At 66.9% G+C, this 26,903-nt stretch carries 26 protein-coding genes; 12 read left to right on the forward strand and 14 right to left on the reverse strand.

What is annotated here, in order from left to right; all coding sequences use genetic code 11:
• Positions 1-12 precede the first annotated feature (12 nt).
• The 3 genes from CJU94_RS31085 to CJU94_RS31095 all read left to right on the forward strand — a co-directional run bounded on the left by CJU94_RS31085 (position 13) and on the right by CJU94_RS31095 (position 2,931).
• On the forward strand, positions 13-1,062 hold the full coding sequence (locus CJU94_RS31085) for an ATP-grasp domain-containing protein (protein WP_095422368.1): 1,050 nt from the start codon (positions 13-15) through the stop codon (positions 1,060-1,062).
• Complete coding sequence (locus CJU94_RS31090; RefSeq protein WP_095422369.1) at positions 1,059-2,192, forward strand: hydantoinase/oxoprolinase family protein; 1,134 nt, start codon at positions 1,059-1,061, stop codon at positions 2,190-2,192. Before CJU94_RS31085 ends, CJU94_RS31090 begins: the two co-directional genes overlap by 4 nt.
• 148 nt (positions 2,193-2,340) lie before the next feature.
• Positions 2,341-2,931 carry an amino acid kinase family protein gene (locus CJU94_RS31095; protein ID WP_095422370.1) on the forward strand — a complete coding sequence of 197 codons (591 nt, stop codon included), beginning with the start codon at positions 2,341-2,343 and terminating at the stop codon, positions 2,929-2,931.
• 78 nt (positions 2,932-3,009) lie between these two features.
• Here CJU94_RS31095 and CJU94_RS31100 read toward each other — a convergent pair whose 3' ends face one another.
• The 3 genes from CJU94_RS31100 to pqqA form a co-directional block, all read right to left on the reverse strand.
• Entirely contained in the window at positions 3,010-3,753 is a 744-nt protein-coding gene (locus CJU94_RS31100) for a (5-formylfuran-3-yl)methyl phosphate synthase (protein WP_095422371.1), read from the reverse strand.
• A gap of 26 nt (positions 3,754-3,779) precedes the next feature.
• Positions 3,780-4,379 carry a DUF447 domain-containing protein gene (locus tag CJU94_RS31105; protein WP_095422372.1) on the reverse strand — a complete coding sequence of 200 codons (600 nt, stop codon included), beginning with the start codon at positions 4,377-4,379 and terminating at the stop codon, positions 3,780-3,782.
• Between the two features lie 101 nt (positions 4,380-4,480).
• Positions 4,481-4,555, reverse strand: a complete 75-nt coding sequence (gene pqqA, locus CJU94_RS42320) for a pyrroloquinoline quinone precursor peptide PqqA (protein WP_013342881.1) — start codon at positions 4,553-4,555, stop codon at positions 4,481-4,483.
• Positions 4,556-5,028: 473 nt separating this feature from the next.
• Between pqqA and CJU94_RS31115 the strand changes: the two genes are divergently transcribed.
• The 8 genes from CJU94_RS31115 to rpe all read left to right on the forward strand — a co-directional run bounded on the left by CJU94_RS31115 (position 5,029) and on the right by rpe (position 14,230).
• The gene (locus CJU94_RS31115; RefSeq protein ID WP_095422373.1) at positions 5,029-6,528 is read left to right on the forward strand and encodes a form I ribulose bisphosphate carboxylase large subunit; all 1,500 of its coding nucleotides are present in this window, start codon (positions 5,029-5,031) and stop codon (positions 6,526-6,528) included.
• Between the two features lie 109 nt (positions 6,529-6,637).
• Positions 6,638-7,066: a ribulose bisphosphate carboxylase small subunit gene (locus CJU94_RS31120; protein WP_095422374.1), complete on the forward strand. Its 429-nt coding sequence runs from the start codon at positions 6,638-6,640 to the stop codon at positions 7,064-7,066.
• 55 nt (positions 7,067-7,121) lie between these two features.
• Positions 7,122-8,174 (forward strand): CbbX protein, encoded by a 1,053-nt coding sequence (gene cbbX / locus CJU94_RS31125; protein WP_208645386.1) that lies wholly within the window; start codon positions 7,122-7,124, stop codon positions 8,172-8,174.
• Positions 8,175-8,200: 26 nt separating this feature from the next.
• On the forward strand, positions 8,201-9,319 hold the full coding sequence (locus CJU94_RS31130; RefSeq protein ID WP_095422375.1) for a class 1 fructose-bisphosphatase: 1,119 nt from the start codon (positions 8,201-8,203) through the stop codon (positions 9,317-9,319).
• Between the two features lie 64 nt (positions 9,320-9,383).
• Positions 9,384-10,256, forward strand: coding sequence for a phosphoribulokinase (locus tag CJU94_RS31135; protein ID WP_095422376.1), 873 nt, complete (start codon positions 9,384-9,386; stop codon positions 10,254-10,256).
• A gap of 46 nt (positions 10,257-10,302) precedes the next feature.
• On the forward strand, positions 10,303-12,354 hold the full coding sequence (gene tkt / locus CJU94_RS31140) for a transketolase (protein ID WP_095422377.1): 2,052 nt from the start codon (positions 10,303-10,305) through the stop codon (positions 12,352-12,354).
• Between the two features lie 89 nt (positions 12,355-12,443).
• Complete coding sequence (gene fba, locus CJU94_RS31145) at positions 12,444-13,481, forward strand: class II fructose-bisphosphate aldolase (protein WP_095422378.1); 1,038 nt, start codon at positions 12,444-12,446, stop codon at positions 13,479-13,481.
• A gap of 29 nt (positions 13,482-13,510) precedes the next feature.
• Positions 13,511-14,230 (forward strand): ribulose-phosphate 3-epimerase, encoded by a 720-nt coding sequence (gene rpe / locus CJU94_RS31150; protein WP_095422379.1) that lies wholly within the window; start codon positions 13,511-13,513, stop codon positions 14,228-14,230.
• Between the two features lie 22 nt (positions 14,231-14,252).
• Here the strand turns inward: rpe and CJU94_RS31155 are convergent, their stop codons facing one another.
• The 3 genes from CJU94_RS31155 to CJU94_RS31165 all read right to left on the reverse strand — a co-directional run bounded on the left by CJU94_RS31155 (position 14,253) and on the right by CJU94_RS31165 (position 18,388).
• On the reverse strand, positions 14,253-15,635 hold the full coding sequence (locus CJU94_RS31155; protein WP_095422380.1) for a DUF6513 domain-containing protein: 1,383 nt from the start codon (positions 15,633-15,635) through the stop codon (positions 14,253-14,255).
• Positions 15,636-15,725: 90 nt separating this feature from the next.
• The gene (locus tag CJU94_RS31160; protein WP_095422381.1) at positions 15,726-16,304 is read right to left on the reverse strand and encodes a flavoprotein; all 579 of its coding nucleotides are present in this window, start codon (positions 16,302-16,304) and stop codon (positions 15,726-15,728) included.
• Complete coding sequence (locus CJU94_RS31165) at positions 16,301-18,388, reverse strand: sigma-54-dependent Fis family transcriptional regulator (protein ID WP_095422382.1); 2,088 nt, start codon at positions 18,386-18,388, stop codon at positions 16,301-16,303. Before CJU94_RS31165 ends, CJU94_RS31160 begins: the two co-directional genes overlap by 4 nt.
• Before the next feature lie 444 nt (positions 18,389-18,832).
• Between CJU94_RS31165 and CJU94_RS31170 the strand changes: the two genes are divergently transcribed.
• Positions 18,833-19,357: a dihydroneopterin aldolase gene (locus CJU94_RS31170; protein ID WP_095422383.1), complete on the forward strand. Its 525-nt coding sequence runs from the start codon at positions 18,833-18,835 to the stop codon at positions 19,355-19,357.
• Positions 19,358-19,425: 68 nt separating this feature from the next.
• On the opposite strand, the gene CJU94_RS31175 is transcribed toward CJU94_RS31170, so the two are convergent.
• From CJU94_RS31175 to CJU94_RS31210, 8 genes are all read right to left on the reverse strand, one after another.
• Positions 19,426-19,833: a hypothetical protein gene (locus tag CJU94_RS31175; RefSeq protein ID WP_095422384.1), complete on the reverse strand. Its 408-nt coding sequence runs from the start codon at positions 19,831-19,833 to the stop codon at positions 19,426-19,428.
• An 88-nt stretch (positions 19,834-19,921) separates the two neighbouring features.
• Positions 19,922-20,431 (reverse strand): formaldehyde-activating enzyme, encoded by a 510-nt coding sequence (gene fae, locus CJU94_RS31180; protein WP_095422385.1) that lies wholly within the window; start codon positions 20,429-20,431, stop codon positions 19,922-19,924.
• A gap of 99 nt (positions 20,432-20,530) precedes the next feature.
• Entirely contained in the window at positions 20,531-21,469 is a 939-nt protein-coding gene (locus CJU94_RS31185) for a triphosphoribosyl-dephospho-CoA synthase (protein ID WP_095422875.1), read from the reverse strand.
• Positions 21,462-22,496, reverse strand: coding sequence for an ATP-grasp domain-containing protein (locus tag CJU94_RS31190; RefSeq protein WP_095422386.1), 1,035 nt, complete (start codon positions 22,494-22,496; stop codon positions 21,462-21,464). Before CJU94_RS31190 ends, CJU94_RS31185 begins: the two co-directional genes overlap by 8 nt.
• Complete coding sequence (gene mch / locus CJU94_RS31195) at positions 22,493-23,524, reverse strand: methenyltetrahydromethanopterin cyclohydrolase (RefSeq protein WP_095422387.1); 1,032 nt, start codon at positions 23,522-23,524, stop codon at positions 22,493-22,495. Before mch ends, CJU94_RS31190 begins: the two co-directional genes overlap by 4 nt.
• Entirely contained in the window at positions 23,499-24,707 is a 1,209-nt protein-coding gene (locus CJU94_RS31200; protein WP_095422388.1) for an ATP-grasp domain-containing protein, read from the reverse strand. Before CJU94_RS31200 ends, mch begins: the two co-directional genes overlap by 26 nt.
• A gap of 43 nt (positions 24,708-24,750) precedes the next feature.
• Positions 24,751-25,716 carry an NAD(P)-dependent methylenetetrahydromethanopterin dehydrogenase gene (locus CJU94_RS31205; RefSeq protein WP_095422389.1) on the reverse strand — a complete coding sequence of 322 codons (966 nt, stop codon included), beginning with the start codon at positions 25,714-25,716 and terminating at the stop codon, positions 24,751-24,753.
• Between the two features lie 124 nt (positions 25,717-25,840).
• On the reverse strand, positions 25,841-26,869 hold the full coding sequence (locus CJU94_RS31210) for a beta-ribofuranosylaminobenzene 5'-phosphate synthase family protein (protein WP_095422390.1): 1,029 nt from the start codon (positions 26,867-26,869) through the stop codon (positions 25,841-25,843).
• Between the last annotated feature and the right edge of the window lie 34 nt (positions 26,870-26,903).

A 26,903-nucleotide genomic window follows, 5' to 3' on the forward strand; every position in this document is an offset into this window, starting at 1 on the left:
GGGCGCGTTCCTTTGACCAAGATCTTTGTCTTCGAGTATCTCACCGGCGGCGGCATCGACCCGGCGCATGCCGGCGCGGCGAGTCTTGCCGACCTGAGCGCGCTGATCGTCGAAGGCCGGGTGATGCGCGACGCGCTGGCGAGGGATCTGCGTGAGCTCGACGCAGTGGACGTGAGCTTCGCGAGCTCGCGCTTTGAAACCGTCGACCCGGCGCTCGCCCATTGTAGGGCCGTGCAAGGAGAGTCGATGACGGCCTTCGTCGCACGGGTGGCGCGCGAACACGATTACGCGTGGATCATCGCGCCGGAATGCGACGGCCTGCTGCTGCATCTGTACGACGCGGTGGGCGCGGCGCGTTGGCTCGGCTGCGCGAAAGAAGCGATCCGCGTGGCGTCGAGCAAGAGCGCGACAGCGGCGTGCCTCATGGCGCACGGCATCGCCACGACGCCCGCTATCGAACCCGGCCAGGCCGATGCGCAGCGCGGCGAGCGCTGGGTCGTGAAACCGGACGACGGCGCGGGTGGTCTCGATACCTTCGTGTTCGACAACTTCGCCGATGCCTGTGCCGAATACGACGCGCGCGCGGCCGCCGCACGCAATCCCGTGCTGCAGACCTGGGTCGACGGCGAGCCGCTCAGCCTTTCGCTGATCTGCCGCGCCGAGGGCGCGGAACTCATCAGCATCAACCGCCAGCAAATCAGTCTGAGCGCAGGCGACGAGGGGCAGCAACCGCGCATCGTCGAATTCGACGGCGTGACGGTCAACCAGATCGATCCGGCCGGCGACCAGGGCCGCGTGCTCGACGCCCTCGCGCAGCGGGTTGCAAAGGCGATGCCGGGCTTGCGCGGCTTTGTCGGTATCGACGTGGTGTGGCATCCGCTGCTCGGGCCGGTGGTGATCGAGGTCAATCCGCGTCTGACCGTCGCCTATGCCGGCCTGTCCGCCGCGCTGGGCCGCAATCTCGCGTGCGCCCTGCTGGCGGCGCACGGGGTGCGTCTCGAGCGATCCGGCCCGGCGGCGCGCAGCCATGGCGCGCCGTGCGCCTGCGGAGCCCGGCCATGAGCGCCGCGCACGTCACGCAGGCAAGCTCCGCGGCGGCGGGGGATGGGACGGTGTTCGGCTGGGATGTCGGCGGCGCGCATGTGAAGGTATCGATGGCCGATGCCGGCGGCGCCGTGCTCGACATCGCGCAATGGGCGTGTCCGCTATGGCAGGGGCTCGACCATCTGGAGCGCACCATCGACCTCGTCTTCGAGCGCTGGCCGGCCGCGCAGACGCGCGCCGCGCAACACGCGGTGACGATGACGGGCGAAATGGTCGATCTTTTCGAGGACCGCGCGCAAGGCGTGCGGGCGATCGCCGCCGCGCTCACGCAGCGGCTCGGGCCAGAGTTGCGTTTCTTTGCGGGCGACGCCGGCTGGCTCACGCCGCAGACCTGCGCGGCCGGCTGGCGCAGCGTCGCCTCGGCGAACTGGCTCGCGACCGCGCGCTGGGTCGCGGCACGCGTGGGTGATGCGCTGCTCATCGACATCGGCAGCACGACCACCGACATCATTCCGCTCGCGGGCGGCCGGGTCGTCGCGCGCGCCGCGACCGATGCCGGGCGGCTCGCCACTGGCGAACTCGTGTATCAGGGGGTGGTGCGCACGCCGTTGTGCGGCGTCGCGCAGCGCATCGAATTCGCCGGGGCGGCCGTCAACGTGATGAACGAATGGTTTGCGACCACGGCGGACGTCTACCGGCTCACGGGTGAACTGGCGCCGCAGTACGACCTGTATCCGTGCGCCGACCAGGGACCGAAGACGGAAAGCGCAAGCCGCACGCGGCTCGCGCGGATGATTGGGCGGGACGCCCATGAAACGGATCCCGCCGAGTGGCGCAGGTTCGCGCTTCGCTGGCGCGAACTGCAACTGCGCGAAATCGGCGTCAATCTCGCGCGGGTGACGGCGGCGCACCCTGAACTCGCCGCCGCGCCGCTGGTGGGCGCCGGCTGCGGACGTTTTCTCGCGGCGGCGCTGGCGCGAGAAGAGGCGCGCGGCTACGTCGATTTCGGCATGCTGGCCGGCGTTCCGGCGAGTTGTTCGGACTGGGCCGCGACGTGCGCGCCGAGTGTGGCGGTGGCATTGCTGGCGGTAACGCGCCACGGCGAAGCCGCCGCTGAAAACCGTAGTGTGGCGTCGCGAGCGGCTTGATGCGAACGGCGCGGCGCGGCGCGAGTTGGCGCGCGAGGTGGAAAAGCGGCTGTGGGGCGTGACGGAGCAAGCGGACGGACACGCAACCGGGCACGCAATCGGACAAACGGCAGGCCAATGCAGTTAATCGGAAACGAGGACAACGGTCATGTGGGTGGTCAAGATCGGGGGCAGCCTGAGTCACGAGCCGACGCTGCGCCACTGGCTCACCGAGCTCTGTGAAGTGGGGGGCGGGCGCGTCGTTATCGTGCCCGGCGGCGGCGATTTCGCGGACAAGGTGCGGCAATACCAGAGTGAGTGGCGCTTCGACGATCTCGCCGCGCACAACATGTGTCTGCTCGCCATGACGCAGTACGCGATTCTCATGCAAGGGGTCCTGCCCGAACTCGTGCTCGCCTCGAGCGAGGCGAAGATCCGCCGCGCGCTGCGCGACGGCCATGTCGCCGTGTGGGTGCCGACCGCGCTGATGCGCGACACGCCGGACGCGATGAGCAACTGGGACACCACTTCCGACAGCCTCGCCGCGTGGCTTTCGACCATGCTCAACGCCGAGCGGCTGATCGTGGTGAAGTCGTGCCCGATCTCCGAGGACCAGCGGCTCGAGACGCTAGCCGCCACGGGTGTGGTCGACCGGTGTTTCGTCGACTACGTGAACGAAGCGAATTACGTGGTCGAGCTGTTCAACAAGGACAATGTCGCGTTGATGCGCGACCGGCTGCTGAATACGCCGGTGAGCTAACGTTTTTTGCCGCGTTGCATGTCACCACGTAAGCGGCGACCTGCAACGACATGCAGCGGCCAGCGGGGGCCAGCGGGATCAGAAGCGGGCCGCGCCCGGGGCTCGCGCGTCGGCCGCGGCGAGCGCGCCGCTGAGCTCGCCCGAAGGACGGTGCAGCGCGGCAGCCCATTGGGCGACGCGCTGCGGATCGAGCCGCGAGCGCCGTCCGTCGACACATAAGGCGGTGCGAAAACCCGCGACGTCCGGCGCGAGCGCACGGATCTGCTCGAACTGCGCCCAGCCGAGCGAGCCGGCAATGCCGCTCATCGCGCCGCGCTCGCGCGTGATCCGCAGCCACTGGGCGAGCGTGTCGCCATCCACGTGATCGAACAGCGTGCTGCCGTCCTTGCCGGCGGTGTCGAACATCACGCCCACGAAGCCGAGCGTGGCCGCGTAGGCGACCAGCTCGCCGTCCATGCCGCCGTCGCAGAGCAGCACCGGCACGACCGCCGCCGGCAGCGTGGCCAGTTGTTCGAGGCAGCGCCGCGCGGCCGGTCCGGGCGTCACGCCGACTTTCACATAATCGATGCCCGCGTCGCTGACTTCGATGACGCGTGCGGTGATTTCGTCGAGCGCGTCCGCCGGCACGTCGCCGATCGTCGCGCTGATCGGCTTGACCGGGTAATGGGCGCGCAGCCGGCGCGCGATCTGCGTGATGTCGCCGATCGACAAGCCGCCGAGCGCGCCCGCGTTCGGCTCCTTCAGGTCGATCAGTTCGGCGCCGGCCTGGGCGGCGTCGAACGCCTCCTCGTCCGAGCGGACGCTCGCGAGCAATGCGGTCATCGATATTCTCCGAAAGACGGGAAAAACTAGTGGGATACGAGTTCGGCGGCCGAACCGCCGGAAGCCGCGAGATTCTCGCGGTGCCGCGCGATCGCGGCGGTCAGCCAGCCCCAGGCGGTGAGTTCGGCCTCGCCCGCGGTTTTGTCGATGGCGATCTGCAGGTAGGCCATTTCCCGGTCCACCTTGTCGGCGGGCAGCATGAAGAGCCGGCTCACGAGAATCGCGCCTTCCACCACCGCTGCCTGGGCGCGGTTAAAGCCGCCGAACGGCGCATGGTTTTCGCGGTGCACGCATTTCATGCGCAGCACCGGGCGCTCCCTGTCTTCGCGCAGTTCGTCGAGTTCGAGTTCCGCATGCGCGAGCGACTCGGCGAGCCTGACACTTGCCACCCGGCTCGCCGCGAGCGTGGGCCAGTCGGTTGCGCAATGCGTGACGCAGCCGGCGAAGACGCGCACGTCCGTGGTGAAGTTCAGCACCGCCGCGCGCGACGCGACGATATTGTCGAGCGTCACGGACGGACGAAAAGGCGAGAGGATGACGAAGTCGCCCTCGTAACGGGCGCCCATCGGCGCGATATGAGGACGGCCATCGCCCGCTGCCGTGGTGACGATCGTTTCGTGGATCATGGCTGGGAACGCGTGTTCTGGCAGCGCCGAAAGGCCGGCCGTCTAGCTAGGGATTAACCACTAATCCGCAGAAGGGCCGCGGCTCGCGGCCCCTGCGGGGCTTAACGCGTAGCGATATACATCGTGATTTCGAAACCAAAACGCATATCGGTGTAGCTCGGAGTTGTCCATTGCATAGGTGCTTCCTCCATGTAGTGGTACAGCGTTGCGCCGTCGGTCCGGCGCGATGCCGGACTGCATTGGCGTTGATATCTACGCAAGCTCCATGCCGGGCTTTCGGCGACGCGGCGTGGACAGCGCACTGACGCGCCGCAATACAGCGTTTGCCGAATTGCGCCGGCGCGGCGACCCGGCGCGCGGTTCGTTACGGCCATGCCGCGCACTGTTCCGGGAATGCAGCAAAGTGTTCCATGACAGGGGGACGGCTGCTGTCCTCCTGTCACGCGCTATTTGCCTTTCCCGTGTGGATGATTGTCCACCCATCGGCGCGCGTGTGCTGAAACTTCGCTTCGCGTTTCCGCGATCGATAACGGATCGGTTAAGTCTGCCAAATAAAATCGTGAATTCTCAATGAATGCGTTCCTGCCTACAGTGCATCCAAGCGCTTCGTTCTTCCGGCAGCGCGCCTGTTCACACTCGAGGATACGTCATGAACGATTTCAGTCAACCGGTGATCGATTCCATACCCAAGCCGCGCGACGCGGGGAAGCCTCGCGAACGGTACGCCGCGGGCGTGATGAAGTATCGCGAGATGGGCTACTGGCAGCCGGATTACACGCCGAAAGATACCGACGTGATCGCGCTCTTTCGCATCACGCCGCAGCCCGGCGTCGATCCGGAAGAGGCGGCGGCGGCCGTGGCCGGCGAATCGTCGACGGCGACCTGGACCGTGGTGTGGACCGACCGGCTGACCGCGTGCGACATGTACCGCGCGAAAGCCTACCGGGTCGATCCGGTGCCATCTGCGAACGCAGGCGAGCCGCAATACTTCGCTTATATCGCCTATGAGCTGGATCTGTTCGAAGAGGGATCGATCGCCAACCTGACTGCGTCGATCATCGGCAACGTGTTCGGCTTCAAACCGCTCAAGGCGCTGCGTCTCGAAGACATGCGCATACCTGTTGCTTATCTGAAGACTTTCCAGGGGCCGCCGACCGGCATCGTCGTCGAGCGTGAACGGCTCGACAAGTACGGACGGCCGCTGCTCGGCGCCACCGTCAAGCCGAAACTGGGTCTGTCGGGCAAGAACTATGGCCGCGTCGTGTACGAAGGATTGCGGGGCGGTCTGGATTTTCTGAAGGACGACGAGAACATCAACTCGCAGGCGTTCATGCACTGGCGCGACCGTTTTCTGTTTTCGATGGAAGCGGTGAATCGCGCGCAGGCAGAGACGGGCGAGGTCAAAGGCCACTACCTGAACGTGACGGCCGGCACGATGGAGGACATGTATGAGCGCGCCGAATTCGCGAAGGAACTGGGTTCATGCATCGTGATGATCGATCTGGTGATCGGCTGGACCGCGATTCAGTCGATGGCGCGCTGGGCGCGCAGGAACGACATGATCCTGCACCTGCATCGCGCGGGACACAGCACCTACACACGGCAGCGCAATCACGGCATTTCGTTTCGCGTGATCGCGAAGTGGCTGCGCATGGCGGGCGTCGATCACGCGCATGCGGGCACGGCGGTCGGCAAGCTCGAAGGCGATCCGCTCTCGGTGCAGGGCTATTACAACGTGTGCCGCGAGTCGCACAACGAAGTCGACCTGTCGCGCGGGATTTTCTTCGACCAGCCGTGGGCCGGCCTGCGCAAAGTGATGCCGGTGGCCTCGGGCGGCATTCATGCGGGCCAGATGCATCAACTGCTCGATCTGTTCGGCGACGACGCGATCCTGCAGTTCGGCGGCGGCACGATCGGCCATCCGGCCGGTATTCAGGCGGGCGCGGTGGCGAATCGCGTCGCGCTCGAAGCGATGGTGAAGGCGCGCAACGAGGGCCGCGACATCGTTCACGAAGGGCCGGACATTCTCGAAGCCGCGGCGCGCTGGTGCACGCCGCTCAAGCAGGCACTCGATACGTGGCGGGACGTGACCTTCAACTACGCGTCCACCGACACGCCGGATTTCGCCGCCACGCCGACCGCGGCCTGAGCGGCGGGCATTCAGCAATTCTCAGGGCTGGCTCGACCGCAGCGCTGCCGCACTGCGCGGGAGACTGTCGGCGCCGTTCCGAACAGCGCATTCATCAACGAGGTGCGTCATGCGTATTACACAGGGCACGTTTTCCTTCCTGCCGGAATTGACCGACGAGGAGATCCGCTTGCAGATCGACTACGCGCTGAGCCAGGGCTGGGCCTGCTCGGTCGAATTCACCGACGACCCGCATCCGCGCAACACCTATTGGGACATGTGGGGCCTGCCGATGTTCGATCTCCACGATGCGGCCGGCGTGCTGCAGGAAGTGAAGGCATGCCGCGAGGCGCGGCCGCAGCACTACATCAAGATCAACGCGTTCGACTCGGTGCGCGGCTTCGAGACGATGCGTCTGTCGTTCATCGTCAACCGGCCGGACGGGGAGCCGGGCTTCCGCCTGACGCGTCAGGACGGGCCGGGCCGGGTGCAGCGCTACGGGTTGGCGGGCTACGCGGGCGACCGGCCGTCGGGTGAGCGGTACGAACCGGCGCGCTAGAAGATGGCCTCGCGATGCGAGGCTCGATCAACCGCCACGAGAAGAGGGAGGGGCCATGACCGAAGCTGCCGCCATCGACGCGAACGCGCCGCGCACCAACGCGCCGTTTTCCGCAGAGCAAGACGCCGCCGCTTGCGCGCCGCGGGATAGCCGCGCGCCGGCGCAGCAAATCGATCTCGCCGCGCTCTATCGCGACTCCGGCATCGGCGACGTGCTTGCCGAACTCGATCGCGATCTGGTCGGGCTCGCCCCGGTGAAGACCCGCATTCGCGAGATCGCGGCGCATCTGCTCGTGGAGCGCGCGCGCGATTCGCTCGGTCTCGCGGGCGGCGCGCCGACCCTGCATATGTGTTTCTCGGGCAATCCCGGCACGGGCAAAACCACGGTTGCGCTGCGCATGGCCGAAGTGCTGCACCGGCTCGGCTACATTCGCCGCAATCATCTGGTTTCGGTCACGCGTGACGATCTGGTCGGCCAGTACATCGGCCACACCGCGCCGAAAACGCGCGATGTGCTCAAACGCGCGATGGGCGGCGTGCTGTTCATCGACGAAGCCTACTACCTGTATCGGCCGGAAAACGAACGCGACTACGGTCAGGAAGCGATCGAGATCCTGCTGCAGACCATGGAGAACCAGCGCGACGATCTGGTGGTGATTCTGGCCGGTTACGCGTCGCGCATGGAAGTGTTCTTCGAGAGCAATCCGGGCTTTCGCTCGCGCATTGCGCATCACATCACGTTTCCCGACTACGACGGCGCGGAACTGCTCGACATCGCCGAGCGCATGCTCGCGACGATGCACTACCGCTTCGACGCCGACTCGCGGCACGCGTTCGCGGACTATCTCGCCCTGCGCACCAGACAGCCGAATTTCGCCAACGCCCGCTCGGTGCGCAATGCGCTGGATCGCTCACGGCTGCGCCAGGCCAATCGTCTGTTCGCCACGGCGATGCGAGGCGGCGCGCCGATCGACGCCGCCGCGCTCACGCTGATTGCCGCCGCCGACGTGCGCGCGAGCCGCGTGTTCACGGAACCGCTCGCGGCGAGCGCCGGGGCGCCGGCGTCCTCCTCTCATGCAACGCGCGCCGTGCTGGCGCCGCCAGGCTGACCGAAAACAATCCTCAGGAGATCGCCATGCAAGACGGACGTACGACTCTTTCGAAGTTTCTGATCGATACCCTCGATCGCCAGCCTGGTTCGGCGGGAACGGTGCGCAACGCCGGTCTTTCGGCGCTTCTGATCGACGTCGCCGCCGCGATCAAGTCGATCTCCGCGATGCTCACCAAAGGCGCGCTCGGCGGCAACTACGGCTCCGCCCAGAGCCTGAACACGCATGGCGAGGAGCAGAAAAAACTCGACGTCGCGACCAACGAGATTTTCGTGCAGCAATGCGAGTGGGACGGACTGCTTGCCGCGATGGCGTCCGAGGAAATGGAAACCGTCTATACCATTCCGCCCGGCTACCCGCGCGGCGATTATCTGCTCGCCTTCGATCCGCTGGACGGTTCGTCGAATATCGACATCAACGGCGTGGTGGGGTCGATCTTTTCGGTGCTGCGCAACGGCAACCCCGCCGACCCAGGCGACCCGCACGGCACGGTCGGCGAGTCCGCGTTTCTGCGGCCGGGCTGCGAGCAGGTGGCGGCGGGCTACGCCGTTTACGGTCCCTCGACCATGCTCGTGCTTTCGGTGGGCAACGGTACGCATGGCTTCACGCTGGAGCGCGAGATCGGCAACTTCGTGCTCACGCATTCGAACATCCGCATTCCTGAAGACACCGCCGAATTCGCGATCAACGCGTCGAACGAACGGTTCTGGGAGCCGCCGGTGCGTCGCTACGTGCAGGAATGCAAGGACGGGCGCAGCGGTTGCCGCGCGAGCGACTTCAATATGCGCTGGATCGCCTCGATGGTCGCCGAGGTGCATCGCATCCTGATGCGCGGCGGCGTGTTCATGTATCCGCGCGACTCGAAGACGCCGACCATGGAAGGGCGCCTGCGGCTGCTGTATGAAGCCAACCCGATGAGCTTTCTCATCGAGCAGGCGGGCGGTCTTTCGATCACCGGGCGCGAGCGGATTCTCGACGTGGTGCCGCGCGCGCTGCATGGACGCGTGCCGGTCATCCTCGGCTCGAAAAACGAGGTGGAGCGCATTGGCCGCTATCACGGCGAATACGACCGCGGCGAGGATCAGCCGTTCACCTCGCCGCTCTTTAGCCGGCGCTCGCTGTTCCTGCCGGGTTTCACGGCCTAGCAGCCTGAGAACCCGGGCTCGCGAACAGCGGCCGATCAGAACACCACTATCCGGAGACAAGCGCATGTCAGTCAAACACCCGATCATCGCGGTGACCGGTTCGAGCGGCGCCGGCACCACGACCGTGATGAAGAGCTTCACCCATATCTTCCGGCGCGAAAAGATCAATGCGCAGATCGTGGAAGGCGACGCTTTTCATCGTTACGACCGCAATGGCATGCGCGAGGCGATGAAGCAGCACGAGCGGGACGGCGCGCCGAATTTCAGTCATTTCGGACCGCAAGCGAATCTGCTCGAGGAACTGGAAACCCTGTTCGCCAGTTATGGCGAGAGCGGCACCGGGAGGCTGCGCCACTACGTGCATGACGAGGCCGAAACGAGGCTCTACAAGCAGGATGCCGGCACCTTCACGCCATGGGAGGACGTGACGCCCGACACCGACTTGATGTTCTATGAAGGCCTGCACGGCGCGGCGGTGACCGACGACATCGACATCGCGCGGCACGCGGATCTGCTGATCGGCGTCGTGCCGATCATCAACCTCGAATGGATCCAGAAACTGCATCGCGACCAGACCATGCGCGGCTACTCGCACGAGGCCGTGGTGGATACGATCCTGCGGCGCATGCCTGACTACGTGAACTACATTTGCCCGCAATTCTCGCGCACGCATGTGAACTTCCAGCGCGTGCCGACCGTGGATACATCGAATCCGTTCATCGCCCGAGAGATTCCGCAGCCCGACGAGAGCTTCGTCGTGATCCGCTTCGCGCGCTCGAAGGGGATCGACTTCCAGTATCTGCTGACCATGCTGCACGACTCGTTCATGTCGCGCCCGAATGTGATCGTCGTGCCGGGCGGCAAGATGGGCCTCGCGATGCAACTGATTTTCACGCCGATGATTCTGCAACTGGTCGACCGGCGGGCGCGGGCCTGAGGCGCCGCGGCAAACGGTCTGTCTATTTCGTGCAAGGAGAGGTTCGATGAGTGCCGTCGCAGAAACCGTTGCAACACCCGCAACCCGGCTGATGGCCGACGCGCTGCGCATGCTCGCGATCGACGCGGTCGAAGCGGCCAGCTCGGGTCATCCGGGTATGCCGCTCGGCATGGCCGAGATTGCGGTCGCGCTGTGGGACCGGCATTTGAAACACAATCCGCGCCATCCGGCGTGGCCCGACCGCGACCGCTTCGTGCTTTCGAACGGGCACGGTTCCATGCTGCTGTATGGGCTGCTGCATCTCACCGGCTACGACCTGCCGATCGACGAGCTCAAGCGCTTCAGGCAGTTGCATAGCAGGACGCCGGGGCATCCCGAGGTGGGCGTGACCCCCGGCGTCGAAACGACCACGGGTCCACTCGGGCAGGGGCTCGCCAACGCGGTCGGCATGGCGCTTGCCGAGGCGCTGCTCGCGCGCGAATTCAACCGGCCCGGCCATTCAATTGTCGATCACCGCACTTACGTGTTTGCCGGCGATGGCTGCCTGATGGAAGGCATCTCGCACGAGGCGGCTTCGCTCGCCGGCACGTGGAAGCTCGACAAGCTCACGGTGCTGTACGACGACAATGGCATCTCGATCGACGGCCACGTCTCGCAGTGGTTCGACGACGATACGCCGGCGCGTTTCGCGGCGTACGGCTGGCACGTCGTGCGCGAAGTGGACGGCCATGACGTCGACGCGGTCGATCGGGCGCTCGAACGCGCACGCGCGGCCGGCCGGCCGACGCTGATCTGCTGCCGCACGGTGATCGGCAAAGGGTCGCCGTCGAAGGCGGGCACGCACGATGTGCACGGCGCGCCGCTCGGCGCCGACGAAGTCGCGAACACGCGGCGCGCGCTCGGCTGGCCGCATGCGCCGTTCGCGATGCCGGCGGAGGTCCGCGCGCTGTGGGACGCGAGCGAGCGCGGCGCGGCCGCCGAAGCGGACTGGGACACCCGCTTCGAAGCGTACCGCAAGCATTATCCGCATGAAGCCGCCGAGTTCGCGCGCAGGACGCAAGGCACGCTGCCCGCGCAGTGGGGCGATGCGGTCCGCGCGATGGTGCGCGACGCGGACCACGCGGCCGAATCCATCGCGACACGCAAGGCTTCGCAACAGGCGATCGCCGTGCTGGCTCGCGCATTGCCGGAACTGCTGGGCGGCTCCGCCGACCTGACCGGTTCGAACCTCACCAACTGGAAGACCGCCGCCGACGTCCATGTCGACGACAACGGCTTGCAAGGCGGCAACTATCTGCACTACGGCGTGCGCGAGTTCGGCATGAGCGCGGTGATGAACGGCATTGCGCTGCATCGCGGGCATATTCCGTTTGGCGGTACCTTCCTCACGTTCTCCGACTACTCGCGCAGCGCGCTGCGCATGGCCGCGTTGATGAAGACCCGTTCCATTTTCGTGTTCACGCACGACTCGATCGGCCTCGGCGAAGACGGGCCGACCCATCAGTCGGTGGAGCACGCGGCGAGCTTGCGGCTCATTCCGGGACTCGACGTCTGGCGTCCGTGCGACGCGGTCGAGACCGCGCGGGCGTGGGCGAGCGCGGTGGAGCGCGACGGACCGTCGTGCCTGCTGTTAAGCCGCCAGAACCTGCCGTTCGCCGCGCGCAGCGGCGAACAGATCGACGCGATCGAGCGCGGCGGTTATGTGTTGCGGGACTGGCCGGCCGGGCAAGGCCACGCAAGGGTCGTGCTGATCGCCACGGGCTCGGAAGTCGCGCTCGCGCTCGACGCCGTCGCGCTGCTCGCCGAGGCCGGCATCGCCGCGCGGGTCGTGTCGATGCCGTCCACCAGCGTGTTCGACCACCAGCCCGCCGGGTGGCGCGACGCGGTGCTGCCGCCGGGCGTGCCGCGCGTCGCGGTCGAAGCGGGCGTGCGCGCGTTCTGGCGGCAATACGTGGGACTCGAAGGTGGCGTGGTGGGGATTGATACGTTCGGCGAATCCGCCCCGGCTGCCGCGCTGTTCGAACACTTCGATCTGACCGCGCGGGCGGTGGCGGACGAAGCCCGCCGTGTCACGCAACGCGCGCAACTCGCGCGATAGACCCGACCATGCGGCACGCCCGGGGCGCCACGACCTGATCCGACCTGATTGTGCCCGATTGCACCTGATTCGACCTTGAGGAGTTTGCGATGGCCTTCATAGCACTGCGGCAACTGCTGGACCACGCGGCCGAGCACGGCTACGGCGTGCCCGCCTTCAACGTCAACAACATGGAGCAGATCCACGCGATCATGCAGGCCGCCGAGGCGACCGCCAGTCCGGTGATCCTGCAGGCGTCCGCGGGGGCTCGCAAGTATGCGGGCGAGCCGTATCTGCGCCATCTGGTGCTCGCCGCGCTGGAGGCGCATCCGGATATCCCGCTCGTGTTGCACCAGGATCACGGCGCGAGTCCGGCGGTCTGTCAGCAGGCGATCCGTTCGGGCTTCACGTCGGTGATGATGGACGGCTCCTTGCTGCCCGACCAGAAGACGCCCGCCGGCTACGAATACAACGTCGACGTGAGTCGCCGCGTGGTCGAGGCGGCGCACGCGGTGGGCGTGTCCGTCGAAGGCGAGCTGGGTTGTCTCGGTTCGCTCGAAACCGGTACGGCGGGCGACGAGGACGGCGTCGGCGCCGAAGGCCGGCTCTCGCGCGACGAGCTGCTCACCGATCCGCGCGAGGCGCAGATTTTCGTGGAGGCGACCGGCGTCGACGCATTGGCGATCGCGATCGGCACGTCGCATGGCGCGTACAAATTCAGCCGCCAGCCGACCGGCGAGATTCTGGCCATCGACCGGATCGTCGAAATTCACGAGCGGCTTCCGAACACGCACCTCGTGATGCACGGCTCCTCGTCCGTGCCGCAGGAGTGGCTTGCGGTGATCCGCGAGTACGGCGGCGAGATTCCGACCACGTACGGGGTGCCCGTCGAAGAAATCCAGCGCGGCATTGCGCATGGGGTGCGCAAGGTCAATATCGACACCGACATCCGGCTTGCGATGAGCGGCGCGATGCGCAAGTCGATGGCCGATGCGCGCGCCGAATTCGACCCGCGCGCCGCGTTGAAGGCGGCGACGGCGGCGGCGAGCGCGCTGTGCGTCGCACGTTTCGAGGCGTTCGGCTGTGCGGGCCACGCCTCGCGCATCAAGCCGTTGCCGCTCGACGCGATGGCGCGCCGTTACCACTAACCCACTGAACTGTTCGCAAGGAGACGGCCATGCGCGATTTCCTGATAGCCCCGTCGCTGCTGTCGGCGGATTTTGCCCGGCTTGGCGAAGAGATTCGCGCCGTCACGGCGGCCGGCGCGGACTGGATCCATCTGGACGTGATGGACAACCACTACGTGCCGAACCTCACGGTCGGCCCACTCGTCTGCGCGGCGATTCGCCCGCACACGTTCTTGCCGATCGACGTGCATCTGATGACGATACCGGTCGATCCGCTCGTGGCCAGCTTTGCCGAGGCCGGCGCGAATACGATCAGCTTTCATCCGGAGGCGTCGCTGCACGTGCACCGGACCATCGAGCTCATCAAGACGAGCGGCGCGCGCGCGGGAATAGCGCTCAATCCGGCCACGCCGCTCGCGGTGCTCGACCATGTGATCGAGCGGCTCGATGTGGTGCTCGTGATGTCGGTGAATCCGGGCTTTGGCGGCCAGGCATTCATTCCGGAAACGCTGGATAAACTGCGGGCCCTGCGCGAACGGGTCGATGCGACGATGCAGCGGACGGGACGGCCGTTGCTGATCGAGGTGGACGGCGGCGTGAAGGCGGCGAACATCGCGCGGATCGCAGCGGCGGGCGCGGACGTATTCGTGGCGGGTTCAGCGGTGTTCGGCGCTGGCGACTATGCGCAGGCGATCGGCGCGATGCGTGACGAACTCGAGCAGATGAACGAAGACAGCGAAGACGCCGGCGCGTTGGCGATGGCCCGATGAACGGGCATGGCGGTTTGGGCCTTCAGCGTTTTTTCATCGTTTCGCCCGGCGCTTGCCACGCCGTGAGATCCTGTTCGGTACGCTCGACCGCGCAACCCCAGTCGAGCGGCTGGTCCTGATCGAAACGCTTGCCGAGCCGCCATGCGATCTCCGCGCGCGCGAGCTGGACGCCCATATAGAATGCGTGGCCGCCGTCGGCTTCGAGATGCAACTGGGGGTAGAGCGCGAACGGGTCGCCTGCCTGGCGATGTCCGTCGCGGTTGTAGACATGAATGCCGTCGGCGCTGACCTGGACACGGAAGTTGGGATCGCGCACCTCGCGGGCCAGCTCGTCGATTTCGGCGGCGCTGTACGGAAACGGGCGTTTCGCATGCACGGTCGCGAGATCGCTGTTGATGCCCTTGGGCAGCACCTGCGCTTCGCGCGCGGCGTGCATCAGCCGGCGTGCGACGTCGGCTTCGCGCACCGCGCGCCGCGCATGGAGGCTCACGGACGTGGTAAGCACCGCACTCACGCGAAGCTCCGCGGCCATGCCCAGCAGCACGGCGTTGATGCCGCTGGTGTCGGCCTCGGTCAACTCGGTCACGTTGCCGATGCCCATCATGATGGCGATATCCGGGTAGCGCTCGCGCAGTCCGACGTAACGCGCAATCGATGCGGCGAGGCCGAACGGAATCGGATCGAGAATCGGGTCGGCGAGAAACGCGCGTCCGCGCGCGGTGAGCAGGTCGATCGCGGCATCGAGCGAGGCGGGATCGCCGGGCTCGCGGGCGACCAGGATCGGCGTGCACGGCACCTCGTCAGCAATCCATAGCGTATCGAGGTTCAGGCTCATCAGATAATCCGCGCCCGCGCGGCCGCCGCGCAGCAGTTCCTCGCTGCGCATCGAATCGACGCTGACTCGATACCCTTCGTCTTTCAGCCGGCGCACCGCGTCTTCCAGATGCGGAAACGGCGTTTCGGGCAGGCAACCGATGTCGATCACATCGGCGCCCTGCGCGGCGTACTCGCGCGCCCGCGCGGCGATGCCGTCCAGATCGAGCCGCGGCGCATCGACGATCTCGGCAAAAATGTCGGTCTCGTAACGCGTCAGATCGAAAGGCTGCGCCTCGCGGCCGAAAAATTGCGGCAGATCCTTGACCTCCTCCGGGCCGCGCTCGAACGGCACGCCGTAGTGTTCGCCCAGCGCGGCGAGATCGCCACGGCAGCGGCCCGGCACGATCACGCGCTGTGCCGCGAGCGGGGCGGGTACCCGGCGGCGGATCATGTCGGCCGTCATGAGCGCCGCGACCTGCAGGCCGATTTCGCGCACTTCCCAACTGAACGGCGTCGGCGCCATGCTCTCGAGCACGCGGAGCAGGCTCTTTTCGGCGAGCCGGCCGGTCAGGAAGACGATGTGGTCCATGTCAGTGCGCGCCGGGCGGCCCCACGCGTAGTGGCTGCCGATCGGCGTGCCGAGCGGGGCAATGCGGCCGTAGCGAGCGTGGAGGCGGTTTCATGCGAGTTGAAGTGTCGACAAGCGTTCAGCGAGCGCCACCTTCAGTTCATCCAGCGAGCGGACGAGCGTGGTGTATTCGAAGCGGGACAAGCGCTCAACGTTGTCGAGTTCGATCGCCCGCGGCCGCAATTCAACCCATTCGTTCGGGCTCTGCGTGAGCACAGTCGGTTCCGTGTCGCATGCAAAGACAATGCCCGGAATGCACTGCTTGCCGGCCTGCGCGTACATATTGGTGGGCAACGTGTCGGAAATGCCGAACGCGCATTTGGCCACGGTGTTGCTGGTGGCGGGCGCGATCACGACCGTGTGATACATGCCGTGATAGAGCATGCCGACCGGCACGCCGCTCGCGCTGTTGTCGCGAAACACGCGGAAGTGCTTGCGCAGCTTCGGCAGCGGCCAGCCGTAAAGAGGCAGGACCTCTTCCGCGGCCGAGGAAAGGAAAAGGTCGGCGCGCGGCAACTCGAGTGCGAGCGCGATCGACTCCTCGAGCAAATGGCCGGAGCCGGTCACGCACCACGCGAAGCGCGCATCGGGCTTGAAATCCGCGAGTTTGCGAGCGGGCGCCTGGGTCATGCGTTCGAAGGCGGCGCTTCTTCGGATCCCGAATCGTCGGGCGGCATTTCGTCGGGCAGCGCGCCGTCGAGCGTCGAGCCGTCGTGCGACAGACGGATATGCAGCCGGCGCATCTTGCGGTACAGCGTGTTGCGGCTGATGCCGAGCGCCTTGGCGACGTTGCTGACATTCCAGCGATGCTCGTCGAGCAGCGTCAGAACGGTGCCGCGTTCGTTCAACTGGATCGCATTGAGCGCCGAGAGATCCGCTTCGTCGACCGGATGCGGCTCGGGGGCCGCCGCCGTGCGCGACACCGCCATCATTTCCGCTTCCGGCTCCCGTTGCGTGATTTCGGCGGGCAGGTCTTCGCAGCGGATCGGTTGCCCGTCGCACAGCGCGATGGCCATCTGCAAGACGTGACGCAACTGGCGAATATTGCCGGGCCACGCATAGGTCAGCAACGCATGTTCGGCTTCCGGGGTCAGCTCGGGCGGATCGTCGTCGGACTCGTTTTCGAGCAGATGATGAATCAGCGCGAGCTTGTCGATCCGTTCGGCGAGCGGCGGCAGAGTCAGTTCGACGCCCTTGAGCCGGTAGTACAGGTCCTCGCGGAACTGCCCGCCGTGCACGAGTTCGAGCAGATTGCGGTGGCTCGCGCTGACGAGCTGAAAATCGACCTTGATGGTCGTTTCAGCGCCGAGCGGTGTGACCTCGTGTTCCTCGATCACGCGCAGGAGCCGCGCCTGCAACGAAAGCGGCATGTCGCCGATTTCATCGAGAAAGAGCGTGCCGCCGCTGGCCTGCACGATCTTGCCGCGGCGCCCTTCGCGCTGGGCGCCGGTGAACGCGCCGGCACGATAGCCGAACAGTTCGCTTTCGATCAGGTTTTCGGGCAGCGATGCGCAATTCACCGGCACGAACGGGCCCGACGCGTGCGGGCTGATGCTATGCAGCGCCTGCGCGAAGACTTCCTTGCCGGTGCCCGTTTGCCCTCTGAGAATGATCGGGATCTTGCGCTGGACCACGCGCGCGGCGAGCTGGATCTGCGAAGCCATGCGCGGGTCGCCGAATTCGAGGTGCGCGATTTCGTCGAGCCGGGCCGGCGCCGGCCGTTTGTCGGAAACGCTGGCGCGGGCGGCCGGCGCGGACACCATCACCCGTGTGCCGCGCCCCGCACTGTTTTGCGGCGTTTGCGCGACCAGAAAGAAGCGATTGGTCGCGTTCGCGCTATACACGGTGACAGGATGAAACGAGCCGCGAATGCTGCGCGCGATCATGTCTTCGAGCGATGCATTGAAGGCTTCCTCGATGCGCCGGCCGCGCAATTCGCCGAGCGTGCGAAAGCCCAGCTGAAAGAGGGCGCTGCGGTTCGCGGCGAGCACCGTGCTGTCGTCCGCCACCGCCAGTTTGCCGCCGTGCAGCGTACCGACGAATTCCGGGCGGCTATGGAAATGGATCATGTTCGCGTGCCGGTAACGCGCGTCCAGCAGGCGGTTTTCGATCATTTGCCGCGACATGCCGACGAGCACCAGAGAATGCTGCTGCAACAGCTTCGAGCGGCTCGTCACATCCAGTACGGCGGCAATCTCGCCGCGGTCGTCGAAAATCGGTGCGGCGGAGCAGGTGAGCGACGTATAGCGCGGATAAAAATGTTCGTGCTGGCAGACGGCGATGCAGTCGCGTTCGGCCAGACACGTGCCCATGCCGTTCGTGCCGGCTTCGCGCTCGCTCCACAAGGCGCCGACGCGAAAGCCGTCCGCCGCGACCGCTTCCGCGAACGGCACCGACGAGACCTGATGGACGATCATGCCACCCGCATCGACCAGCACGACCGCCAGTTCGGGGTCGGCCAGTTGCTGATAGAGCGTGGTCATTTCGAGCTTCGAGCACGCGATCAGATCGCCCACGGCATCGCGGCGCGAACTCAGTTCGTAGTCCGTCAGGACAGGGGGTGTGACAAAACGGGAAGGGTCGAGCTGGAATTCGTTCATGCAGCGCGCCCACGATTGAGCGACGGGCTCGCTCGTTGGACGCGTGGCCAACTGATGGTTGACGACATTCAGAACTTCACGGACGTGCATAGTGCTGTCAGTGAGCAACGACATGGGGCTTGTCTCCGTTGCGTCAGTTCGTGCGCGCCGGTTCGCATTGCGCTGCGTTTAGTCTGCATGCGCCCTGCGCGTCACGAGTGCCGCTTTACTTTATCGATACTGTCTTCCCCTCGCGCTGCGGCTTCTGCGGTCCGTATGCGCACCGAGTGATGTGCCCTTATATCAGGCGTCGGCTTAAAACTCTACGCCGGATGTCGCCGACGTTCAATAAGAAGTCGCGATAACCCTACATGGCGTGCCCGATTTTTGCTTTTCCGAAACCCATGCCGACCTGTGCGTCTCGCGCTTGCCGGCGGTGAGGAGAGTGTTGCAGGTTCGGCGCAGAGTGCTTCGCGTCCTGTCACTCTGGCCTATTTTGTGTTTACCCCTTTGTGTTTACCCGAATCCCGTCCGCTAACCCATTGACTCATTCATTGCCGCACTGCGGCGGAGTACACCATGGACCGTATCGATGCCGTTCGCCTTGCCAGTTTTTCCGCTGCCGGCGCGCCGGACGCCACTGCCCCGTCCGCCTCGCCCTCCACCGGCACGTTGTCCGGGCGCATGGACATCGTCTTCATTGAGAACTTTATCGGTCAGACGATTATTGGTATCGACAGCAGCGAGCAGCATGTCCTGCAACCGGTCAGGATGGATCTCGCCATCGGGGTTCCCGCGATTCGTGCGTGCACCACGGATCGCATCGAGGACACGATCAATTACGCGGCGGTGCGTGGTGCGTTGCATGCGCTGCTCGCCTCGCACGGCGTGCGGCTGCTCGAAGCGCTTGCCGAAGCGGTGGCGCGCCTGCTGATCAACGACTTCGGTGCTCACTGGGTGCGGGTTACGCTCGCCAAACCCGCCAAGTTCGACGACGTGACGGCCGTCGGCGTGCAGATCGAGCGGCAGCGTTGCGATATGCGGCAAGCGGCCACGGGTCTCGTGGGTTATGCGTCGCTTGGGGCGGGGCTGATTCCGAATTGAGCGCAAGACGGCGGCGCGGCGCTCTTGCTGGCGCCGCACGTCTCAAGCCGCATCTCTCACGCCGCCAACTATTTCGCCGCGGCCGTCTTGTCGGAGCCTAGTCCGCAACTGCCGTATGCATCCGCCTGTAACGCGCGGAATTTCTTCGTCTGGGCTTTCGCGTGGTCCACCCGAAACTCCGATCCGCCTTCGCCGCCCAACGTGGCGTACTTCGAGAACGTCGACTGCGCGACGAAGTCGTCGTAGGACAGCCTGGCGGCCATCTTGTCGATTACGCACGAGCATTTGTAGACGTTCACGAAATCGTGTCCGTTGTCGTCCATGCAGCTCAACACGTATTCGACGCGGCCCTGCGTCGGGTAGCTGTAGCCCCCCGCCGGAGCCGGCGCCGTGGGCGCGTCGCCGTCCGCCCAGGCGAGCGGCACCGCGAGCGCGACGCACGCACAGGCCGCGAGCGCACGACATCGTATGGTCATCTCATGCCTCTATCGAAGGGTTCGCGCTTCAACCCCGAGGCCCGCGCAACGGCGGGCCCCTGTCGCATCCACGCGAACTCGCGCGCACTCAGTTCGGTGCGAACGGATGGGCGACGGTGCCCTTTTTCGCCACGACCTCCGCGGCGCTCGGTTCACCCGCGACGGCGCGCTTGATCGCCTCGCGCGTCGCCTTGTAGTTGAACTCCTGAATCTTCTTGTCGTCGTCCGCCTGCCAGTGAATGAAGACGCCGACGCACAGGAACAGATCGTCCGCCTCGTCTTTCGGGATCGTGCCGTCCTCGACGCTGTCCGCGACGGCGAGCGCAACCGCGTGCTGCGCGGGGCCGAACATCTGCACGGCCTGTTTGGCGCCCTTGATGGTCACCTTGTTGAACAGGATCGTGTTCGGCTTGGTGAGGAGGTTCGGTGCGATGACGGCAAGCAGCGATGTGAAGCCATCCTTATTATTGGTGAGCGCATTGCAGAATGCGGTTTCCGCAGCCGAACCCCGCGGTCCGATCAGCAAGTCGATGTGTGCGACCTCGTTGCCGTCGCCGACGAGCGACTCTCCTATCAGGACGCGATTGATCTTGGCCATTCTGTTCCTCCGATGAGTGGAATACGGACTTGCTGACTGACATGCCCCCGGTGACGATTGTGTTGCCCGATCCCCGGCGGCTGTTGATGCACGGTGGCACTAACTAACAGGATCCGTGCCAGTGCGAGGTTCGCGCCGCTGCGGTGGTATCGGGGCGCCGCAGCGGGCCGCTGCGAGGCAGCCGGCGACGAACAGCGTCGCCACGGTCAGGTCCGCGCTGGTACCGGGATTGATCGCACTGGCCTTCAGTTCGGCGTCCCACGCATCGAGCGGTCGAGCGGCCGTAGCGGGGCCCTTTTGCGCTAGCGCGTGGCGCCATTGCGCGTGCTGCTCGCGTGCCGCAAGCGTGACACTCTGCGCCACCGCCATGCCCTGCTTACGCACAATGAGAGAGTCCGGCCGCGTGCCGAGGAACGTGAGAAAGACATTGAGCGTGGCAATGTGCGGCTGATCGGCAGGCATTTCGCGAAACGCGGTGAGCCCGGTCTCGAAGATGTCGCGAAAGCCCTCCGCGTATTGGCGGGCGATGCTGTCGCGCCCGGCGGCGAGCCTCATCGCGTCGCGCAGGTTGACGGTGGGCGGGCTGTGAACCGGCTGCTCGGGAGCGTCGCCGAGACCGCCGGGATTGGCGAGCGCAATCGCGCGGTACGCGAGGCGCGCGTCGTCGATGTCGAGGCGCGCGAGCACGCGCCCGGTCGCGGCGCGCCACGCGTCGGCCGAGAGCGGGGACGCAACGTCCTCCAGCGCGGCGGCGAGCGGCGCGACCAGCAGCAGGATGCCGAGGTTCGTATTGCAGCCGACCGCGTCGCGCGTGCGGGTGAGCGCGTCGAGCACCCGCTGGCCGACCGGCGCGCCGCGTGCGAGCAGCGCGTCGGCGGCCGCCTCCGCGCTGGTGATGAACTGGGCCGCGCGCATACCGTGGCCGGCGCTTTGCACGCTGACGTTGCCGGGCTTGGGCGTTTCCACGTCGAGCCGGCAGGCCGCGAGGAACGCGGCGTGAACGTGCTCGGGTGCGACGCAACAGGGCGGCTCAGCCATGACGACCATGCAACCCTACGACGGCGGCCTCGGCGGTTTGCGCGGCCTCGCTGACGGCGCGGCGCTGCGCGGGCAGCTTGCGCTGCAGCAGATCGTCGGCGAGCGCCGCCGCGAGGTCGACCGAGGTGACCGACTGCAGGCCGCGCCATGCCGCCACGCCGTTGACTTCCAGCACGAGCGGCCGGGTCGCGTCGTGCGGGTCGGGAATCAGGTCGACGCCCGCATAGTCGAGTCCGAGCGCCTCGGTGGCCCGCACCGCGGTTTGCGCGAGCGGCAGATCGAGTTCGGCCGCTTCGCACGTGGCGCCTTGCGCGAAATTATGAATCCAGCCCTTGCCGCCGACGCGCCGCATCGCCGCCACCGCACGGCCGCCGATCACCAGCACGCGCCAGTCGAAGCCCGGATGGCCGCCGTCGATATACCGCTGCAGATACGCGACCTGCCGGTACGGTTTGAGCGAAGGCAGAGGCGCCAGCGCACCTGGGTGGGCGCCGCCCGCGCCGAGCCGCTTGAGTCCATGCCCTTGCGAACCGAACAGGGGCTTGAGCACGACCTGGCGTCCGGCCGCCGCCTCGCGCATCAGCACGCGCTGCGCGAATGCCGCGGATTCGCCGGCCCATGTCGCCGGCGTCGGCACGCCGTTGCGATGCAGCAGAAAACTCGTCATCGATTTATCGACGCTGCGCTCGATCGCGCGCGCGTCGTTGTAGACCGGCACACCGGACTCGCGCAACGCATGCAGGATACCGAGGCGCAGCGTGACCTGCTCGAAGGTGCCGCCGGCAATGCCGCGCACGAAAACCGCGTCCGGCAGCGTGTGGCCGAAGCCCGGCAGGACCAGCCCATGCGGTTCCCACGTCGTGTCGATCCGGCAGTCTGCGAGATCGATGCAGCGCGCTTGCGCGCCCCGCGCGCTGAAGGCCTTCTTCAGGCGGCCGGTGTGCCAGCCCGTTTCGTCGGTCATGATCGCAATGCGCAGCGACGCTCGCGGGGCGGCGGCGTCCGCGTCAGGCACCGGCATGCTCATGGCTTGCCGCTCCATTGGTCGTGCAGCAGCGCCGCGTCGACACGCCCGCCGTGATACGTCGCACCGCTTTCGAGGCTGCTCACCCACACTTCGGCCGGAGCGAACAGCGCGGGATCGATCTGATAGAAGTCGTAATTGAACGACGTGAAGATGTCCGCGAATGGTCGGCCGTAATCGCGCGAGGTGGAAGCGGGCAATTCCGCGGCGAGTCGTCTCGCCACTGCATCGTGCTTCACGGTGAGATGCACGCGGCCGCCATACAGGATCGCGTCGTTGGTGCGCCCCATTGCCTGAATGCCGTCCGGCGCGGGCGGCGGCAGCGGCGCCGAGCCGCCGCCTTCCACCACTTCGTCCAGCGCGACGCCGAGCACATGCGTTTTGTGCAACGCAACTTCGACGACGCGCGCCACCACCTGTACCGTTCCCGCGACAGAGTGTGTCGGCGTGGTGACAAGGGTCAGCCGCTCGGGCGCGAGGCCGCAATCGTGCAGCACCTTGTCGATCACGACCTGGGGCGGCAGGCGGTCCACCTCGAGCACCAGCACGCCGCGCTCGTGCGTGTCGCGGTAGCCGAGTTCGGCGAATAGCGGCTCTTTCACCGCCAGCGCGCGCGCGGGGCCCGAGCCGAGCGAGAAAAACTTCTTGCCGCCGGTCTGTTCCTTGGTCGCCGCGAGGCTCCAGCCGGCGTACTGGCTGCCGAGGCAAGCCAGCACGGGCCACGAGGTGCGCACCTCGATCGTGCTGGGCCACAACGGCTGCGCGTCGAGGCTTTCGCGCACCGTGACGTGGCCAAGCCCGCCCATGCAGATGCGCGCGATCAGCACGCCTGCCGCGACGCTGCCGGGCGCCACGACGCCCGCGTCGACCAGCACGGTGCCGTTTTCCGCGTGGCTGACAATCGCGCCGAAGCGCGCGGCGTCGTCGACCAGACGGGCGACAAGACGCTCGCTGAGCGCGTTGACGCTCAGTGCGGCGGCACCGGCGAGCGGCGGCTGGGGCGCATCAGGTGTGGCATGGGATGAGGGCATGGTCGGTCTCATGACAGGTTTCGATTCGTTGCACAACGAGCGCGCGCTGCGCGTCGAGCGCGGGCCGCACCGCGTCCACCGAAGCCGCGCGCACGAGCAACGTGCAGACCGGATCTCCGGCTTCGATGCGCACGCCGGGCATCGGCACGTCGCGGCAGCGCGGGTCGTGCAGGCAGGCGTCGCTGAACGACTGGGAGACGGCGAACGGGTGCGGTGCGAACAGCACCTGCTGACCGGCTCGCCACGGCGCCGCGGCGGACGTTGGCGCGGCCGGCAGGCGGCCGTAACGGCAGGCTTCGATATGACACGCGAGCAGCCCGCGCGGCCATGCATGCGGCGACGCGGTTTCGTAGAGCGTCATCGTCGACGAGGGGCGGGTGTTGATTTCGAGCAGGTCGAACGCGTCGCCGTCGAGCAGAAAGTCGCAGCTATTGAGGCCGGTGAGACCGGTGCGCGCACACAACGCGGCGATGGCCGCGCTCACGCGTTGCGTCACGATGGGTGGCAGATCGATCGGACCGATCGACCCGGCATGCACGAACGGCAGATTGCCCATTTCGCAGGTGAGTTGCTCAGCGAAGCCGACCACGCGCGAACGGCCGCGCGCGGCGATGAACAGCGCCGATAGCGAACGTCCGTTGCGCCGGCGCTGGAAGTAGGCTTGCGCGGGAACACGCGGATCGCCGCGCGCCGTGGCCGGTTCGATATGCGTGCCGCCGCAACCGTCCGCGCGTTTGACCAGCCACCCTTGCGGCGTGGCGGGCGGCGCGAACGCGACCGGTGGATGGGGAATATCGAGTGCGTCCAGCAGCGCGAAGAAACGCCGCGGCTCGCGCACCGCCGCGCTCGCTTCCACAGGATTGCCGATGAAGCGAGGCAGGCCAGGCATGCCGCACAACTGCGCGACGAACGGCTCGAGCCCGCTGCCGTCGATCCAGCCGATGAGCCCCGGCAAACGCGCAATGCGTTCGAGCGCCGCGGCGAGTTGCAGGCCGTCGATCGACAACGGGCCGCCGCCGATGTCGAACCACAACTCAGACGCCTCGCGGGTGTCGCGGTCGCCGAATATATCGAGCGCGGCGACGCGCAGGCCCGCGCGCGCGGCGGACTGCGCGAGCATGCGGGCGGACAGCCCCGCCACGGCGACGAAAGGCGCGTGCGGGAGCAATGGGCGGGATGTCATGGCGACTCGGGCAGGGGCAGCGCGCAGGCGCAACGCGGCGCGCTCAACCGAGGCCGGCCGCGACGGCGCGGGCCTCGTCGAAGGCTTGCGGGAATCCCAGGTAGACCGGCTTGCCGCCCGTGCGCATCCGGATGAACAGACGATGTTCCACCTGGTATTTGACATTGCCGATCGCCAGCGCGCCGATCCCGATCGCGCCGCCGGCCGTCGCCACGCCGTCGATCGGCTTGCCGTCGTTCATCACGTTGACGCCCGCTATGCCTTCCGGCGGCACGGCGTTCACATCCGCGGCAATCAGCAGATGTCTGGCGTGCGCAAGATCGTCGCTGCGGACCACCTGCACGCCGGCGAGGGCGGTGGCGAGTACGATTTCGGCCTCGCCCAACGCCGCGCGCAATTCCGGCGGCGTCGCCGTGCTGACTCCCTTGGTCACGATGCCGAAGCGCTGATTGAGGTCGTCGCTGACATGCGCCGCGCGCGCCTGGCCGGTGTGGCTTGCAATCGCCACGTCGGCGCCGAGCGAGGCCGCCATGGCGGCCGCCACACGCCCGACCGCGCCCGTGCCGCCGAGAATCAGCACGCGCTTGCCGCCCAGTTCCATGCCGAATGCCTTGGCCAGATGCCGCTCCACCAGTGCGACGAGCGCCGCAGCGGTCGTGTACGAGCCGCTCGGATCGGCGAACACCGAGACCTCGAAAGGCGGGACCATGGCTTTGCGCGCGCTGTCGAGCATGTCGGCGGCGAGCATCACGTCGCGCCCGCCGATGAAGATGCCGGTGCGCGACACGCCCTTCGGCCCGCGCGAAAAAATCGCGTCCTGCGTCAGGTTCGCGACCATGCCCGCGTCGACGCCGCAATACGGCACGATGATCTGGTAGCCGGCGTCGGCGGCCATGTTCACGTCGAACGGACTCATCTGCGGCGTGGCCGTGAACATGTGCAGGATGTACGGCCTTTCAGCAGGCTTTTCAGCGGCTTTGTCAGCGGGTTTCTCAGTGGTATCGGACATGGCGGAGGCTCGTTTCAGTGGCGTTTCTCATGTGTCTCATGCAAGGCGCACGGCACGGGCGCGTGGCGGCATTGGGCTATCCGGGCTGCCGGATCAGCAGACCGCGGCGCGGGACCGGGGCGCGTCATGCGGCATCGATACGCTGTTGCTGCCGTGCTTCGGCACAGCGCACCGTCGCGCCGCGATTGCGTCCCGTGACGATCGCGCATGCAATGTGCGGCCGTCCGCGCGTGGCCTCGCGCGCCGTGGCGAGCGCAGCTTCGGCCTCACGCGCGTTGGCGACGATCGCAAAGCCCGTCGGTCCCCAGGAGGTTTGGCCGATGCCGGCGGTTCGCTCCTCGGCCACGGCGCGCAACGCGCGCTCGACGTCGGGACTCGCGAACACGCCGCCTTGCACGGGCGCAAAGTATTCGCCGATGGTTTGCTGCATCTCCGTCAGGCCGTGCGCGAAGGGCACGATGTTGCGCTCCGCGGCGCCGGGCAGAATCTTCATCAGCACGAGGTGGCACAGATGCGCGGCGAGCCGTTGCGGAAACGGGGCGAGCGCGGCGAGGCCGCGGCGTTCCTCGGCACCGTGCAGACCCTCGCGGGCGTTGTCGCTGACCAGCAGCACCCGCCAGCTATCCGGAAACGGCTGGCGCGCGAGCAGGGGCGGCACACCCTGATGCAGACCGCCTGAGGGTCCGCCGTCCACCAGCAGGCCGCCGGAATCGAAGCCGAGGACGCCGATGCCCGAACGGGCGCCGCGTCCGAGCAGGCTGGCGAGCTCGGCGGTGGTCGCGACGTGGCCGAGCAGACGAACGAACGCGCTGCCGACGGCGAGCGAGAGTTGCGTACCCGATCCCAGGCCGCTGTGCGCGCGCGGCGTGCGGGCCACTTCGATGGCGACGGGTGTCGGGTCGTAGGCGGCATGCAGCCGTTCCAGGCAGATTGCAATGCGTTCGCGTTCCGACTCGGTCACCGCGCCGTCGATCCGGTCGCGCTCGGCGAGCCGCGCTTCCACGCGGCTGCCGGCGCCGTCGATGACCAGCCCGAGGCTGCCGAATGCGCGCCCGAGCGAGGCGTTCGGATCCAGAAAGCCGAGGTGCAGGCGCGCGGGCGCGTCGACCGTCACGGTGGCTTGAGGCGGAAGGCGGCGAACGTGAAGCTGCATCGCGAGTGTCCTTGTTCGTGCTTGAGTTGCCGTG

The sequence above is a fragment of the Paraburkholderia aromaticivorans genome (assembly GCF_002278075.1).
In the GTDB taxonomy this organism is placed as follows: domain Bacteria; phylum Pseudomonadota; class Gammaproteobacteria; order Burkholderiales; family Burkholderiaceae; genus Paraburkholderia; species Paraburkholderia aromaticivorans.